The organism is Bacillus gobiensis (assembly GCF_001278705.1).
In the GTDB taxonomy this organism is placed as follows: Bacteria; Bacillota; Bacilli; order Bacillales; family Bacillaceae; genus Bacillus; species Bacillus gobiensis.
In genome coordinates this window covers 3,586,488-3,602,036 of the sequence record NZ_CP012600.1, presented here as the reverse complement: position 1 = coordinate 3,602,036, position 15,549 = coordinate 3,586,488, and the positions used below count along the sequence as shown (strand labels likewise).

14 protein-coding genes, 1 tRNA gene, 2 rRNA genes and 1 other RNA gene are annotated in these 15,549 nt (G+C 45.7%); 6 read left to right on the top strand and 12 right to left on the bottom strand.

The window, feature by feature from the left end:
• Positions 1-45 precede the first annotated feature (45 nt).
• The 10 genes from AM592_RS18035 to tadA form a co-directional block, all read right to left on the bottom strand.
• Positions 46-2,975 (bottom strand): 23S ribosomal RNA (locus AM592_RS18035).
• A gap of 40 nt (positions 2,976-3,015) precedes the next feature.
• Positions 3,016-3,144: a hypothetical protein gene (locus AM592_RS25045; protein ID WP_264080142.1), complete on the bottom strand. Its 129-nt coding sequence runs from the start codon at positions 3,142-3,144 to the stop codon at positions 3,016-3,018.
• Positions 3,145-3,153: 9 nt separating this feature from the next.
• Positions 3,154-4,705: ribosomal RNA gene (locus tag AM592_RS18030) — 16S ribosomal RNA — on the bottom strand.
• The 16S and 23S rRNA genes sit together here, the layout of an rRNA operon.
• A 211-nt stretch (positions 4,706-4,916) precedes the next feature.
• Positions 4,917-5,183: a pro-sigmaK processing inhibitor BofA family protein gene (locus AM592_RS18025; RefSeq protein WP_053605075.1), complete on the bottom strand. Its 267-nt coding sequence runs from the start codon at positions 5,181-5,183 to the stop codon at positions 4,917-4,919.
• A 68-nt stretch (positions 5,184-5,251) separates the two neighbouring features.
• Positions 5,252-5,476: a YaaL family protein gene (locus tag AM592_RS18020; RefSeq protein WP_053605074.1), complete on the bottom strand. Its 225-nt coding sequence runs from the start codon at positions 5,474-5,476 to the stop codon at positions 5,252-5,254.
• Positions 5,477-5,491: 15 nt separating this feature from the next.
• The gene (gene recR, locus AM592_RS18015) at positions 5,492-6,088 is read right to left on the bottom strand and encodes a recombination mediator RecR (RefSeq protein WP_053605073.1); all 597 of its coding nucleotides are present in this window, start codon (positions 6,086-6,088) and stop codon (positions 5,492-5,494) included.
• Between the two features lie 16 nt (positions 6,089-6,104).
• On the bottom strand, positions 6,105-6,428 hold the full coding sequence (locus tag AM592_RS18010) for a YbaB/EbfC family nucleoid-associated protein (protein ID WP_053605072.1): 324 nt from the start codon (positions 6,426-6,428) through the stop codon (positions 6,105-6,107).
• Positions 6,429-6,454: 26 nt separating this feature from the next.
• Entirely contained in the window at positions 6,455-8,152 is a 1,698-nt protein-coding gene (gene dnaX / locus AM592_RS18005; protein WP_053605071.1) for a DNA polymerase III subunit gamma/tau, read from the bottom strand.
• Positions 8,153-8,294: 142 nt separating this feature from the next.
• Positions 8,295-8,559, bottom strand: an RNA gene (gene ffs / locus AM592_RS23520) — signal recognition particle sRNA large type.
• Positions 8,560-8,660: 101 nt separating this feature from the next.
• Positions 8,661-9,131, bottom strand: coding sequence for a tRNA adenosine(34) deaminase TadA (gene tadA, locus AM592_RS18000; protein ID WP_211086334.1), 471 nt, complete (start codon positions 9,129-9,131; stop codon positions 8,661-8,663).
• An 85-nt stretch (positions 9,132-9,216) separates the two neighbouring features.
• Between tadA and AM592_RS17995 the strand changes: the two genes are divergently transcribed.
• The 4 genes from AM592_RS17995 to dck all read left to right on the top strand — a co-directional run bounded on the left by AM592_RS17995 (position 9,217) and on the right by dck (position 12,491).
• Positions 9,217-9,765 carry a cysteine hydrolase family protein gene (locus tag AM592_RS17995; RefSeq protein ID WP_082364176.1) on the top strand — a complete coding sequence of 183 codons (549 nt, stop codon included), beginning with the start codon at positions 9,217-9,219 and terminating at the stop codon, positions 9,763-9,765.
• A gap of 73 nt (positions 9,766-9,838) precedes the next feature.
• Positions 9,839-11,122, top strand: coding sequence for a glycoside hydrolase family 18 protein (locus AM592_RS17990; RefSeq protein WP_053605070.1), 1,284 nt, complete (start codon positions 9,839-9,841; stop codon positions 11,120-11,122).
• An 86-nt stretch (positions 11,123-11,208) separates the two neighbouring features.
• The gene (locus tag AM592_RS17985; protein ID WP_053605069.1) at positions 11,209-11,835 is read left to right on the top strand and encodes a deoxynucleoside kinase; all 627 of its coding nucleotides are present in this window, start codon (positions 11,209-11,211) and stop codon (positions 11,833-11,835) included.
• Complete coding sequence (gene dck / locus AM592_RS17980; RefSeq protein WP_053605068.1) at positions 11,832-12,491, top strand: deoxyadenosine/deoxycytidine kinase; 660 nt, start codon at positions 11,832-11,834, stop codon at positions 12,489-12,491. The genes AM592_RS17985 and dck overlap by 4 nt, the downstream gene beginning before the upstream one ends.
• Positions 12,492-12,999: 508 nt before the next feature.
• Here the strand turns inward: dck and AM592_RS17975 are convergent.
• A tRNA-Ser gene (locus tag AM592_RS17975) sits at positions 13,000-13,092 on the bottom strand.
• Positions 13,093-13,336: 244 nt separating this feature from the next.
• Here AM592_RS17975 and AM592_RS17970 point away from each other — a divergent pair.
• On the top strand, positions 13,337-14,479 hold the full coding sequence (locus AM592_RS17970; protein WP_053606168.1) for a glycerate kinase: 1,143 nt from the start codon (positions 13,337-13,339) through the stop codon (positions 14,477-14,479).
• Between the two features lie 84 nt (positions 14,480-14,563).
• Positions 14,564-14,860 (top strand): Rid family hydrolase, encoded by a 297-nt coding sequence (locus tag AM592_RS17965; RefSeq protein ID WP_376773435.1) that lies wholly within the window; start codon positions 14,564-14,566, stop codon positions 14,858-14,860.
• 286 nt (positions 14,861-15,146) lie between these two features.
• On the opposite strand, the gene AM592_RS17960 is transcribed toward AM592_RS17965, so the two are convergent.
• Complete coding sequence (locus AM592_RS17960) at positions 15,147-15,518, bottom strand: hypothetical protein (protein WP_053605066.1); 372 nt, start codon at positions 15,516-15,518, stop codon at positions 15,147-15,149.
• Between the last annotated feature and the right edge of the window lie 31 nt (positions 15,519-15,549).

The following is a 15,549-nucleotide window of genomic DNA, read 5'->3' as shown; positions in this document are numbered from 1 at the left end:
TCTCAAAACTGGATAACGTGGGGAGTATATGACATTCAATTAAACTAGGTTAAGTCCTCGATCGATTAGTATCTGTCAGCTCCATGTGTCACCACACGTCCACCTCAGACCTATCTACCTGATCATCTTTCAGGGATCTTACTTCCATAGGGAATGGGAAATCTCATCTTGAGGGGGGCTTCATGCTTAGATGCTTTCAGCACTTATCCCGTCCGCACATAGCTACCCAGCGATGCCCTTGGCAGAACAACTGGTACACCAGCGGTGCGTCCATCCCGGTCCTCTCGTACTAAGGACAGCTCCTCTCAAATTTCCTGCGCCCACGACGGATAGGGACCGAACTGTCTCACGACGTTCTGAACCCAGCTCGCGTACCGCTTTAATGGGCGAACAGCCCAACCCTTGGGACCGACTACAGCCCCAGGATGCGATGAGCCGACATCGAGGTGCCAAACCTCCCCGTCGATGTGGACTCTTGGGGGAGATAAGCCTGTTATCCCCGGGGTAGCTTTTATCCGTTGAGCGATGGCCCTTCCATGCGGAACCACCGGATCACTAAGCCCGACTTTCGTCCCTGCTCGACTTGTAGGTCTCGCAGTCAAGCTCCCTTGTGCCTTTACACTCTGCGAATGATTTCCAACCATTCTGAGGGAACCTTTGGGCGCCTCCGTTACATTTTAGGAGGCGACCGCCCCAGTCAAACTGCCCACCTGACACTGTCTCCCCGCCCGATAAGGGCGGCGGGTTAGAAGGTCAATACAGCCAGGGTAGTATCCCACCGATGCCTCCACCGAAGCTGGCGCTCCGGTTTCAAAGGCTCCTACCTATCCTGTACAAGCTGTACCAACATTCAATATCAGGCTGCAGTAAAGCTCCACGGGGTCTTTCCGTCCTGTCGCGGGTAACCTGCATCTTCACAGGTACTATAATTTCACCGAGTCTCTCGTTGAGACAGTGCCCAGATCGTTGCGCCTTTCGTGCGGGTCGGAACTTACCCGACAAGGAATTTCGCTACCTTAGGACCGTTATAGTTACGGCCGCCGTTTACTGGGGCTTCAGTTCGCACCTTCGCTTACGCTAAGCGCTCCCCTTAACCTTCCAGCACCGGGCAGGCGTCAGCCCCTATACTTCGCCTTGCGGCTTCGCAGAGACCTGTGTTTTTGCTAAACAGTCGCCTGGGCCTATTCACTGCGGCTTCTCGGGGCTATTCACCCTAAGAAGCACCCCTTCTCCCGAAGTTACGGGGTCATTTTGCCGAGTTCCTTAACGAGAGTTCTCTCGATCACCTTAGGATTCTCTCCTCGCCTACCTGTGTCGGTTTGCGGTACGGGCACCATTTTCCTCGCTAGAGGCTTTTCTTGGCAGTGTGGAATCAGGAACTTCGCTACTAAAATTTCACTCGCCATCACAGCTCAGCCTAATAAGGAAACGGATTTACCTATCTCCTTAGCCTAACTGCTTGGACGCGGATATCCAACACCGCGCTTACCCTATCCTCCTGCGTCCCCCCATTGCTCAAACGGAAAGGAGGTGGTACAGGAATATCAACCTGTTGTCCATCGCCTACGCCTTTCGGCCTCGGCTTAGGTCCCGACTAACCCTGAGCGGACGAGCCTTCCTCAGGAAACCTTAGGCATTCGGTGGAGGGGATTCTCACCCCTCTTTCGCTACTCATACCGGCATTCTCACTTCTAAGCGCTCCACCAGTCCTTCCGGTCTGGCTTCACAGCCCTTAGAACGCTCTCCTACCACTGTTCGAAGAACAGTCCGCAGCTTCGGTGATACGTTTAGCCCCGGTACATTTTCGGCGCAGAGTCACTCGACCAGTGAGCTATTACGCACTCTTTAAATGGTGGCTGCTTCTAAGCCAACATCCTGGTTGTCTGAGCAACTCCACATCCTTTTCCACTTAACGTATACTTTGGGACCTTAGCTGGCGGTCTGGGCTGTTTCCCTTTCGACTACGGATCTTATCACTCGCAGTCTGACTCCCAAGGATAAGTATTTGGCATTCGGAGTTTGACTGAATTCGGTAACCCGGTAGGGGCCCCTCGTCCAATCAGTGCTCTACCTCCAATACTCTTACCTTGAGGCTAGCCCTAAAGCTATTTCGGAGAGAACCAGCTATCTCCAGGTTCGATTGGCATTTCACCCCTACCCACACCTCATCCCCGCACTTTTCAACGTGCGTGGGTTCGGGCCTCCATTCAGTGTTACCTGAACTTCACCCTGGACATGGGTAGATCACCTGGTTTCGGGTCTACGACCACGTACTCATGCGCCCTATTCAGACTCGCTTTCGCTGCGGCTCCGTCTCTTCAACTTAACCTTGCACGGGATCGTAACTCGCCGGTTCATTCTACAAAAGGCACGCCATCACCCGTTAACGGGCTCTGACTACTTGTAGGCACACGGTTTCAGGATCTCTTTCACTCCCCTTCCGGGGTGCTTTTCACCTTTCCCTCACGGTACTGGTTCACTATCGGTCACTAGGGAGTATTTAGCCTTGGGAGATGGTCCTCCCGGATTCCGACGGGATTCCTCGTGTCCCGCCGTACTCAGGATCCACTTGGGAGGGAACGGACTTTCAACTACAGGGTTGTTACCTTCTTTGACGGGCCTTTCCAGACCTCTTCATCTACCCCGTTCCTTTGTAACTCCATATCAAGTGTCCTACAACCCCAAGAGGCAAGCCTCTTGGTTTGGGCTAATCCCGTTTCGCTCGCCGCTACTTAGGGAATCGCGTTTGCTTTCTCTTCCTCCGGGTACTTAGATGTTTCAGTTCCCCGGGTCTGCCTTCTTATCTCTATGAATTCAAGATAAGATTCTGTTCCATTACGAACAGAGGGTTTCCCCATTCGGAAATCTCCGGATCAAAGCTTGCTTACAGCTCCCCGAAGCATATCGGTGTTCGTTCCGTCCTTCATCGGCTCCTAGTGCCAAGGCATCCACCGTGCGCCCTTTCTAACTTAACCGTTAGATCGAACTTACTACAAAAAAATCAATGTGAATGTCTTACTCTTTCGTTATCCAGTTTTCAAAGAACATCATCTTCATTTGAAGGAATGATCCTTCAAAACTAAACAAGATCGTACGTACCTGTCCCGAGGAAGCTCTCGGGAGAGCTCCCTCGTTTCCGTTCATTATCCTTAGAAAGGAGGTGATCCAGCCGCACCTTCCGATACGGCTACCTTGTTACGACTTCACCCCAATCATCTGCCCCACCTTCGGCGGCTGGCTCCAAATGGTTACCTCACCGACTTCGGGTGTTGCAAACTCTCGTGGTGTGACGGGCGGTGTGTACAAGGCCCGGGAACGTATTCACCGCGGCATGCTGATCCGCGATTACTAGCGATTCCAGCTTCATGCAGGCGAGTTGCAGCCTGCAATCCGAACTGAGAACAGATTTGTGGGATTGGCTAAACCTTGCGGTCTCGCAGCCCTTTGTTCTGCCCATTGTAGCACGTGTGTAGCCCAGGTCATAAGGGGCATGATGATTTGACGTCATCCCCACCTTCCTCCGGTTTGTCACCGGCAGTCACCTTAGAGTGCCCAACTGAATGCTGGCAACTAAGATCAAGGGTTGCGCTCGTTGCGGGACTTAACCCAACATCTCACGACACGAGCTGACGACAACCATGCACCACCTGTCACTCTGTCCCCGAAGGGAAAGCCCTATCTCTAGGGTGGTCAGAGGATGTCAAGACCTGGTAAGGTTCTTCGCGTTGCTTCGAATTAAACCACATGCTCCACCGCTTGTGCGGGCCCCCGTCAATTCCTTTGAGTTTCAGTCTTGCGACCGTACTCCCCAGGCGGAGTGCTTAATGCGTTTGCTGCAGCACTAAAGGGCGGAAACCCTCTAACACTTAGCACTCATCGTTTACGGCGTGGACTACCAGGGTATCTAATCCTGTTCGCTCCCCACGCTTTCGCGCCTCAGCGTCAGTTACAGACCAGAGAGTCGCCTTCGCCACTGGTGTTCCTCCACATCTCTACGCATTTCACCGCTACACGTGGAATTCCACTCTCCTCTTCTGCACTCAAGTTCCCCAGTTTCCAATGACCCTCCCCGGTTGAGCCGGGGGCTTTCACATCAGACTTAAAGAACCGCCTGCGCGCGCTTTACGCCCAATAATTCCGGACAACGCTTGCCACCTACGTATTACCGCGGCTGCTGGCACGTAGTTAGCCGTGGCTTTCTGGTCAGGTACCGTCAAGGTACCGGCTTATTCAACCGGCACGTGTTCTTCCCTGACAACAGAGCTTTACGATCCGAAAACCTTCATCACTCACGCGGCGTTGCTCCGTCAGACTTTCGTCCATTGCGGAAGATTCCCTACTGCTGCCTCCCGTAGGAGTCTGGGCCGTGTCTCAGTCCCAGTGTGGCCGATCACCCTCTCAGGTCGGCTACGCATCGTTGCCTTGGTGAGCCGTTACCTCACCAACTAGCTAATGCGCCGCGGGTCCATCTGTAAGTGGTAGCACAAGTGCCACCTTTGATCACAAAACCATGCGGTTTCGTGACGCATCCGGTATTAGCCCCGGTTTCCCGGAGTTATCCCAATCTTACAGGCAGGTTACCCACGTGTTACTCACCCGTCCGCCGCTAACCTTTCGGAGGCAAGCCTCCAAAGGTCCGCTCGACTTGCATGTATTAGGCACGCCGCCAGCGTTCGTCCTGAGCCAGGATCAAACTCTCCAATAAAAGTTTGACTGACTACGCATAGTCACCTATGCGATTTTTTTAAAACATTTAGAATTAACAGGTACGTTTGTCTTGTTTAGTTTTCAAGGAACTTTTTATTTCTTCGCTCTTGAAGCGACTAGAACATAGTAACATCATTTTTATACATGCGTCAACAACTTTTCTAAAAAAATATTAAAAAATAGTTTTGATCTAAAATATGCGTTTACTCTTATCCCAATATAAACTGCTCTACGATCACTAATGCGGCTATTCCAGGTATACCCAAAAGACCGCTGATCCCTGTTGTAACAAAATTAATCGGAACATGGATTCCAATGCTTGAGCCGAGCATGTTTACACAAAACAACAACAACGCCCCTACAGCCAGCTTAATAGAGATCACTCCAATGAATTTTAACGGCTGAAATGACCCTTTAGAAGATAACAGCAGGACAATTAGACCTATAATAGACCCAATGATAAGAAAAGCTTCCATTCACTTTCGCTCCCTTCGCTTCATTAGTACAAGCTTATGAGAGACAAAAGAAAATTAGACCACAATGATTATTTCCAGCCGCCTAGCCGAAGCTTCCGTTTTTTTGCTTCTCTCAAATAGAAGAAATACTTTGCTTCAGCCAGCTTCAATTCATATAGGACACCAGGAGAAGGCTCCACACTGTTTTCTACCAGCCTTTTCTGTCTGTTCCATTCCTCTTTTTGCCGAAGCAGCTGATCCACGAGCTTCTCATCAAATTCTTTTCTCAGTTTGTTTTTTCGAAGAAACCCCATGAAGCAACCCTCCTTCTATAGTTCACGCCGGCCTTCCAAAGCTCTTGAAAGAGTCACCTCATCTGCATATTCCAGGTCTCCTCCCACCGGCAGACCGTGCGCGATGCGGGAAACCTTAATTCCCGTCGGTTTTAAAAGCCTCGAGATATACATTGCCGTTGCTTCTCCCTCGATATTCGGGTTTGTCGCTAAAATGACCTCAGTAATTTCTTCGTTTTGCAGTCGTTTTAGCAAATCAGGAATATTGATGTCTTCAGGCCCGATACCGTCCATAGGGGAGATAGACCCATGCAGCACATGATATAACCCGTTGTACTCTTTCATCTTTTCCATGGCAATGACGTCTTTCGGATCTTGGACAACACAGACAATTGAGCGGTCTTTTCTCGTATCTTCGCAAATATAGCAAGGATCCTTGTCCGTAATATGGCCGCATACGGAGCAGTAAGATAAATTCCGCTTCGCATTAACCAGCGCTTTCGCAAAATCTAAAACTACGTCCTCCTTCATACTTAGCACAAAAAAAGCCAGACGGACCGCAGTTTTCGGTCCGATTCCTGGCAATTTCATAAAGCCATCAATCAGCTTTGATATTGGTTCAGGATACTGCATTCTTTATTTGTCCCCCTTAGAACAAGCCCGGCATATTCATCCCTTTAGTGAATTGGCCCATCGTCTCATTCGTAAGCTCATCAATTTGTTTCAATGCGTCATTAGTTGCTGCGAGAATAAGGTCCTGCAGCATTTCTACGTCTTCCGGATCAACGACCTCTTCTTTTATTAAAACATCTACGACTTCTTTCTGGCCGTTCACTTTTACCGTTACCATGCCGCCGCCAGCTGTTCCTTCAAGCACCTTATCAGAAAGTTCCTCCTGTGCTTTTTGCATATCCTTTTGCATTTTTTGCATTTGTTTCATCATTTTTTGCATATTTCCCATTCCACCACGCATTTACATTCACTCTCTTCCATCGTAATTTAGTCTTTAATCTCTATTAAATCCGGACCTACCAGTTTTTTTGCTTCGGAGATAAGCGGATCTTCTTCGTTTGCAGGCCGTGCTTGATCCGTATCTTCCTGCTGATGATCAGCCAGAAAGTCTCCTCTTATTTTACCCCATTGGCTGTCTGGAACGCCAACCAAATCCATTTGGTGTCCCAGTAAGGATTCAAGGATCTGTTCCAAATCTGTTCGAATCTGATTTCTGTTTTCAGCAACCATTTGACAATGGATTTCGTAAGTGAATTTGAGGACAAAAGCAGAAGTAGAAGCAGCAGCCGGCTCAGTATCTTTTAAAAGCGCCGCATGAGATCGCTTATTCTGCCTGTTCAGCTCAGCAAGAAGCTCTCCCCAAACCTTTTTAATCTTTTCCAAATCATTTCTTGTTGCTTCTTTTAAAATTTCATGAATTCTCCCGACAGGCGATTTAAACGAATTTTTTTTACTTCTTTGCTGCCTCGGGGCTTCTTTTTTCGGCTGATCTCCTGAAGATGCTGGAATTCCTGATGATTTCAGACGTTTCAGCTCATTTTCCAGCTGGGTCAATTTATTGATTAACGTTTTCAATTCCTGATTGTTCGCGGGTTCTTGACTAGCTGATTGGCAAATCTTCACGACAGCCACTTCAAAAAACACACGCGGATGATTCGTCCATTTCATTTCCTGATGGCTGCTATTTAACACTTCAATCATTTCATACAGCTGCCGGGAGGGAATCCTTTCAGAAAGTTCATTGAATGCTTCATCGACCTTAACCTTTTCAAGGACGCCTTCAAGGTCGGGGGCCGATTGGTATAAAAGCATATCCCTGAAATAAAAAATCATATCTTCAGCGAGCTTCGACGGATCTTTCCCTTGCTGCAGCAATTCATTCAGCGTTTTTAACGCTTCTGAAACATTTTGTTCGTATAAAAATCGTGTGAGGTTCCCGATATGCGTCTGGGAAACAGAGCCTGTAATCAACAATGCGTCATCTACGGTCAGCATCTCATTACTGTACGAAATAGCCTGATCGAGAAGGCTTAACGCGTCTCTCATTCCGCCATCCGCCGCACTGGCGATAATCTCCAACGCTCCGTCCTCAACAGACAGCTGTTCTTCATGAACGATTCTCTGCATTCTGACAGAAATCGCTTCAGTTGTAATCCGCTTAAAATCAAAACGCTGGCATCTTGAAATGATCGTCAAAGGAATTTTATGAGGTTCTGTCGTAGCAAGTATAAAAAGGCAATGCTCAGGAGGCTCTTCCAAGGTTTTCAAAAGGGCATTAAAAGCGCCAATAGAAAGCATATGAACCTCATCGATGATATAGACCTTGTATGTCACGCTAGAGGGTGCAAATTTTACTTTGTCTCTTATATCCCGAATTTCATCTACCCCATTATTTGAGGCTGCATCAATTTCAATGACATCTTGGATTGATCCATTTGTAATTCCGAGACACGATGAGCATTCATTGCAAGGCTCGCCAACCGGAGCTCGTTCACAGTTTACAGCTTTTGCGAAAATCTTCGCCGCACTGGTTTTCCCTGTTCCTCTGGGTCCGGAAAACAAATAAGCATGAGAAAATTTCTTTTGTAAAAGGGCATTTTGCAGCGTTTTTGTGATGTGTTCTTGTCCGACGACATCTTCAAATATCTGTGGCCTGAATACCCGGTAAAGAGCCTGGTAACTCACAAGCTTGCCCCTCCTTGTGTTCTCGTCGTTTATATTATACATGAACATGCTTTTAAAGCCAAAAGCTATCTAGAGTTTAAGAGAAAGTAAAAAACCCACCTCTTTAAAAAGCAGATGGGTTGAAAATTTGATGATTGATTTACCGTGCACCTTTTGTCGATACGCTATCCCAAGCGTTACTTAAGCAGTTAGCTCGGCCCAGGCAACCCTGCGGCACATGAGAGCTTCCACTTAATGCTGCTTCCTTCCGGACCTGACATGGTTCATGGATTCCCATTGCGCAGGACCCAAGCGTCAACACCACTTACTTAAGGCAGACCTCGAAATAAACGCACCTCGAAAAGGAATTCGGCCCCGCTGGAGCGGATTGCGAGTACAGGGCACCGCTACCTCCCCGCTTAGCACGGCAAAATAAATATCAAATTTTTCATGCGCCTGTTAAAAGGACGCATATAACAGTATATCGGTTTTAAGGATAAATTGCAATGCAAGTCCTTTGTCAATATCTTCAATTTCCCTGAGACTTCTTTTTCATCCGAAGAGCTTTAAAAAAATCACTCAGCAATCTGCCGCACTCATCGGCAAGCACATCACCTACGACCTCTGCCTGATGATTAAACCGCTCATCTGTGAGCAAATTCATTAAGGTTCCCGCACACCCTCCTTTTGGGTCATGTGCGCCAAACACAACTTTGCTTACTCTCGAAAGAACAATAGCTCCTGCGCACATCGGGCACGGCTCCAGTGTAACGTACAATTCCGTATCCTCCAACCGCCACGTACCGAGAGTTTGGCAAGCCTCATCAATTACAAGCATTTCCGCATGCGCCATCGAACGCTGCTCAGTTTCCCTTAAATTGTGAGCGCGTGCTATTATTTCACCATTTAAAACGAGCACTGCCCCAATCGGTACTTCGCCTTTTTCCCCGGCTTTTCTTGCTTCCTTTATCGCTTCTTTCATAAAATATTCATTCGTCAATCGATCCACGTCTCTTTCGTTCTGAGGTTTCTTCCTGCTCTTAAAAGGATATTATAAAAGTACATTGGGTGAAAGGAGTACTAAGTTGGCACAATCTAATACCGCTTTAATCATTATAGATATGATCAATGATTTTGATTTCGATATGGGTGAATTGCTCTCTGAAAAAACGAGAAAGATGGTTCCCAACCTGCTCCGTGTAAAAGAACATGCCCGTAAAATGAAATGGCCTATTATATACATTAACGATCATTACGATACTTGGCAAGCAGACCTCTCCACTATTTTGTCTGCCTGCAAAAACGAAAAAAGCCAGGAAATCATTGATCAGATTGCTCCAGATGGCGACGATTATTTTTTGATCAAACCGAAGCATTCCGCTTTTTATGGAACCGCTTTAGAAACCCTTTTAAATAAATTGGGTGCAGAAAAACTGATTTTAACGGGGATTGCCGGAAATATTTGCGTTTTGTTTACAGCGAACGACGCCTATATGAGAGAGTATAAGCTGATCATTCCCCGGGATTGCATGGTGTCAAATAATGACAAAGACAATGAGTATACGCTGACCGTTATGGAAAATGTGCTTTTGGCCAAAATTACGTCGTCAAAAGATCTCGCAGGGGACTCCTAGCATGAAACCCAGCCTCCGTTCATACACATGATACAGACTAGGAAGGGAGGCGCTTCTCATTCAAATATACGTAGTGAAACAAGGCGATACGATCGAACAAATTGCTTTGAGATATAGGACAACACCGGAAGCCATCATCCAAACAAATGAAGTTCCAAATCCGGATAAGCTTGTTGTCGGACAAACCATTGTTATTCCGATTGCCGGGCAGTTTTATGAAGTGCAGCGCGGGGATTCGTTAACAACAATCGGCCGCAGGTTCAATATATCCGCTGCTGAGCTTGCCCAAATTAATCGCATTCAATTGCACGCGATTCTGCCTATCAATTTTCTGCTGTATATTCCTGCCCGTCCAAAAAGGAAGGCTGAAGTAAATGCCTACCTTGAGCCAAGAGGAACGAGTGTCAGCCAAAATCTTCAACAAGCAGCAAGAGAGGCTTCCCCCTATCTCACATATTTAGGGGCATTCAGCTTTCAAGCGAAGAGGGACGGTACCCTGAAAGAGCCTCCGCTCAACAACCTTAAGCAAATTGCGGACAGGCGAAATGTCACTTTTATGATGATTGTCACTAATTTAGAGAATGACGGATTCAGCGACGAGCTCGGACGGATTTTGCTTACCGACACAGCTATAAAAAGAAAATTTCTCGACAACATCGTAGCGACGGCAAAAAAATACGGCTTTCGCGACATTCACTTTGATTTTGAATACTTACGGCCTCAGGACAAAGAAGCCTATAATCGTTTCTTACGAGAAGCGAGAACCCGGTTTAAACGAGAAGGCTGGTTTATCTCATCAGCCCTGGCGCCAAAAACGAGCGCCGGCCAAAAAGGAAAGTGGTATGAAGCCCATGACTACAAAGCACATGGGGAGATTGTCGACTTTGTCGTTCTGATGACCTACGAATGGGGCTACAGCGGAGGTCCTGCGCAAGCCGTTTCACCGATAAATCAGGTGCGTAAGGTCGTCGATTACGCGCTGACCGAGATGCCGTCCTCTAAAATTATGCTCGGCCAAAATCTGTACGGCTATGACTGGACCTTGCCCTATGTCCCAGGAGGACCTTTCGCAAAAGCCGTAAGCCCACAGCAGGCCATTCTTCGCGCCAGTGAAAACGATGTTCCCATTCAATATGATGACACGGCACAAGCCCCTTTTTATACTTATACTGATGATAACGGCAAAAAGCATGAAGTCTGGTTCGAGGATGCCCGTTCCATTCAAGCGAAGTTTGATTTGATTAAATCACTGAATCTCAGAGGAATCAGCTACTGGAAGCTCGGGCTTTCCTTCCCGCAAAACTGGCTTTTAATATCCGATCAATTTCAAGTCGAGAAAAAAACGTTTCCTAGTTAGCGAAGCGTTTTTTCATAGGTTAAAAGTCGGGGATATGATACAATATGTGAAGTTGATTTTATCGAAGCATTTTAAGGAGACCTACTATGAAACAAACCCCTTTTGTCGCGGTTGAAGGTCCGATCGGAGCCGGCAAAACGACACTTGCTGCCATGCTTTCTAAGGATTTGAACTTTCAACTGGTGAAAGAAATCGTTGAAGAAAACCCATTCCTTGAGAAATTTTACGAAAACATTGACGAGTGGAGCTTCCAATTGGAAATGTTTTTTTTATGCCATCGGTATAAACAGCTGGAGGATATAGAGCGTCATTATATGATGCAGCAAAAGCCTGTCATTGCCGATTACCATAATTATAAAAATTTGATCTTCGCAGACCTGACATTATCCGAAAAGAACCTTGAAAAGTACCGGCAAATTTTCAAAATCCTATCTGCAGACCTCCCAAAGCCAGGGGTAATCATTTACATAAAAGCAAGCCTGCCTACTTTATTATTGAGAATCAAAAAACGCGGACGTTCATTTGAACAGGAAATGGACAGCGAGTATTTAGCACAATTAATAAAAAAGTATGAAACGGCAATGGATCAATTAATCAAAGCCGATCCTTCTTTGAATATCATTACAATAGACGGAGATAAGGAAGATTTCGTTCAATCAAAAGATGCCTATGAACGGATTGTCAAACAAGTAAAGGAGATCGTCCACTTATGATCGAACAAAAAAGCTTAACCATTCCAAAGAACGCCATTATCACAATAGCCGGAACTGTCGGTGTTGGAAAATCCACTCTGACTCAGGCTCTGGCAAAAAAGCTTAATTTCAAAACATCATTAGAAAAAGTCGATCATAATCCCTATCTCGAGAAATTTTATCATGATTTTGAACGATGGAGCTTCCATTTGCAAATTTACTTTCTCGCAGAAAGGTTCAAGGAACAAAAGAACATCTTTGAATCAGGCGGCGGCTTTGTCCAAGATCGCTCCATTTATGAAGATACAGGGATCTTCGCGAAGATGCATGCCGATAAAGGAACAATGTCAAAGGTTGATTTTAAAACCTATACGAGCTTGTTTGAAGCCATGGTCATGACTCCGTATTTCCCGCATCCCGATGTGATGATTTATTTAGAAGGTGACCTGAATTCCATTTTAAAACGAATCGAAGAACGCGGGAGAGACATGGAGCTGCAAACAGACATCTCATATTGGCAGGAAATGCATACACGTTATGAAAACTGGATCAGCGGATTTAACGCATGTCCGGTTCTGAGGCTGAATATTGATGAATATGACCTGCTTGAGGATGAGAGCTCCTTGGACCTTGTGATTGAAAGAATCGGCAAAATTATAGAAGAAACGAGAAATTAATGCTATTTGATGGACGCCTTTTTTTTAGGAAAAGGCGTTTTTTTAATATAAATAAAGTTGCCGTCAATGAAAGATTTACTTCAACGTCTTGGCATTCTGAACCGATGTGAAGGACTTTTCTCTGGGTCTTTGACGCTTTTTTGTCCTTCATGACCCGGATGAAGGACTTTTCTCTGAATCTCTTACGACTTTTTGTCCTTCATGACCCGGATGAAGGACTTTTCTCTGAATCTTTTACGCCTTTTTGTCCTTCAGAACCCTTGTGAAGGACTTTTCTCTGGCTCTTTGATTCCTTTTTGTCCTTCAAAACTCCGATGAAGGACTTTTCCCTGGCTCTCTTACGTCTTTTTGTCCTTCAGAACCCTTATGATGGACTTTTCCCTGGCTCTTTGACTCCTTTTGTCCTTCAGAACCCCATAAAATATAAATTCTGATACACAAAAAAAACCGCTGTGCCAAAGGCATGCGGTTTCTCCAATTTATATGCGTGTTGTGATTTAAAACAATATGGCGGAGGAAGAGGGATTCGAACCCCCGCGGGCTTTGACACCCCTGTCGGTTTTCAAGACCGATCCCTTCAGCCAGACTTGGGTATTCCTCCGTATCGACAAGAATCAATATAACACATTCTAAAATTAGAAGTCAACACTTTTTGCAAATCATTTTCTTTCTCCTATAAATCGTGCCCCTTCGCCAAAATATTCTTTTATAATTAGGATAGCAAAGCAATGGAGCTGAACTTGTCACAAAACGATATTCAATGCGATACCCAAAAGGTGTCTTCAGCCTCACACTATATGATGTCGCCTGCCTCACGAGAGCTATTTTTGAAAGGAGCCTATGGAATGAAAATTATTCTCGCGCCTGACTCATTTAAAGAAAGCATGACTTCTCTTGAAGTTGCAGAAAGCCTTGAAAAAGGATTCAAACGTGTACTGCCTAATGCCGACTGTGTGAAAATCCCGGTGGCAGACGGCGGTGAAGGAACAGTACAGGCATTGGTGGATGCGACTGGCGGAACGCTGGTTACGAAGACGGTAACCGGTCCTTTAAGTGTGCCCGTTGAAGCGACATACGGAATCCTTGGTGATCAGAATACAGCGGTTATCGAGATGGCGGAAGCATCCGGGCTGCATCTCGTGCCTGAAGCTAAACGAAATCCACTGGTTACAACGACAAGAGGAACAGGAGAGCTTATTCGAGACGCCATTGAACGAGGAATCAAAAAGATTGTCATCGGCATCGGGGGAAGTGCAACGAACGACGGCGGTGCAGGAATGGCCAAAGCGTTAGGCGTTAAATTTCTAAATAAGGAAGGAAACGAATTAGGCGATGGCGGAGGAGCTCTTGCTGAGTTGGCGGTCATTGATCCATCTGGTCTTCACTCAGCGCTAAAAAACGTTTCCATCGAGGTCGCCTGTGATGTAGATAACCCGCTTACCGGTCCAAGGGGAGCCTCCGCTGTGTTCGGTCCGCAAAAGGGAGCCACTCCTGAGCTTGTCGAGCGATTGGATCAAAATCTAGCTCAGTACGCCCTTCGAATAAAGGAGGATCTAGGCATAGAGGTAGATAAAGTAAAAGGTGCAGGCGCTGCAGGAGGATTAGGGGCAGGCCTCTACGGATTTTTAGGTGCAGAATTAAAAAGCGGCGTCGACATTATTTTGGACACCCTCGAATTTTCCAAGCAAATTGAGGGAGCGGATCTCGTCGTTACAGGCGAAGGCAAAATCGACCACCAAACGATTCACGGGAAAACTCCAGTTGGGGTCGCAAAACGTGCAAAACAGCAGCAAATCCCTGTCATCGCTATAGCCGGTTCATTAGGAAAAGGATACGAGCTGGTGTATAACGAAGGCATTGACTCGGTATTTTCGATCGTACCGGCAGTAGTACCATTGTCCGAGGCACTTGCAAACGGCAAAACCTACGCTGAGCAATGTGCGCGAAATATTGCTTCGGTTTATTTGATCGGGAGGAACATAACTTGAATAGAAAACAGGTTTTTTACAGGTTCTCCTTGGGAACCGGTTGTTGGCTATTGCCGCGCTATTCGCATTGGGAATCGTATTGAAGTGGCTGGAACAACCGCGATGAGGGACGGCGAAGTGATTGGGACAGGAAATCCTTACGAACAAACGAAATTCATACTCCAATCAATTGGAAAAGCACTGAACGAATTAGGAGCTAATATGAGCCATGTCGTAAGAACAAGAATGTATGTAACGGATATATCGAAGTGGGAAGAAATAGGAAAAGCACACGGTGAATTTTTTAAAAACATCCAACCTGTAGCAAGCATGGTAGAAGTAAAGGCTCTTATCGACCCGCGATTGATGGTTGAGATTGAAGCAGAGGCTGTCGTTGATTAATAAACAGGTCCTTTCAGTAAAAATATTTAATTCCTATATTCTCTTATATTTCAATTGTTTCTGAGTAGCAGTACTACGTTTGGAAAATACATTTTTATGAGTTACGATAAATTTGTTTTGTTCATTAGAACCTTGAAGTATGAAGGAAAAATCGTTTATATGACCTTTTGTAGAGAAGGCTTGTGATATTTTAAACATCACAAGCCTTTTAATGATTACTTAAATATAACCTGTATCCTTAAGGGCTAATAAATAGTTCGCATATCTTCGATTTTAAAGGTTGCATTCATCCTTCTTGCAAAGTGAATGAACTCATATACTTACCGTCTTCACTTTCTAATATGATATTGAGTCTCTTTCCTTCAGCAAGTGGATCTGATAGTTCGGGATTTTCTTTACTTATATTTTTGTAGAAATCCTCATGCTCTGCTAGATCCTCTGCACTAAAAATGGCTGCTAATATGTCAGGATCATCAATCTTATAGCACTTTACTATATTATCAAATATAACAAATGAATCTTTTTTCAAATCTTCAAAACAACTTATATTAACTTCCTCAGCTTTGTATTTAGTTCTAAATATATCGTAAATTTGTTCTAATGTGATTCTATTTGGAAATCCAGTTTGAATAAATTTTTCGTGCAAAGTATTTATCAAAATACCACCTCTTAATAGATAATGATATAAT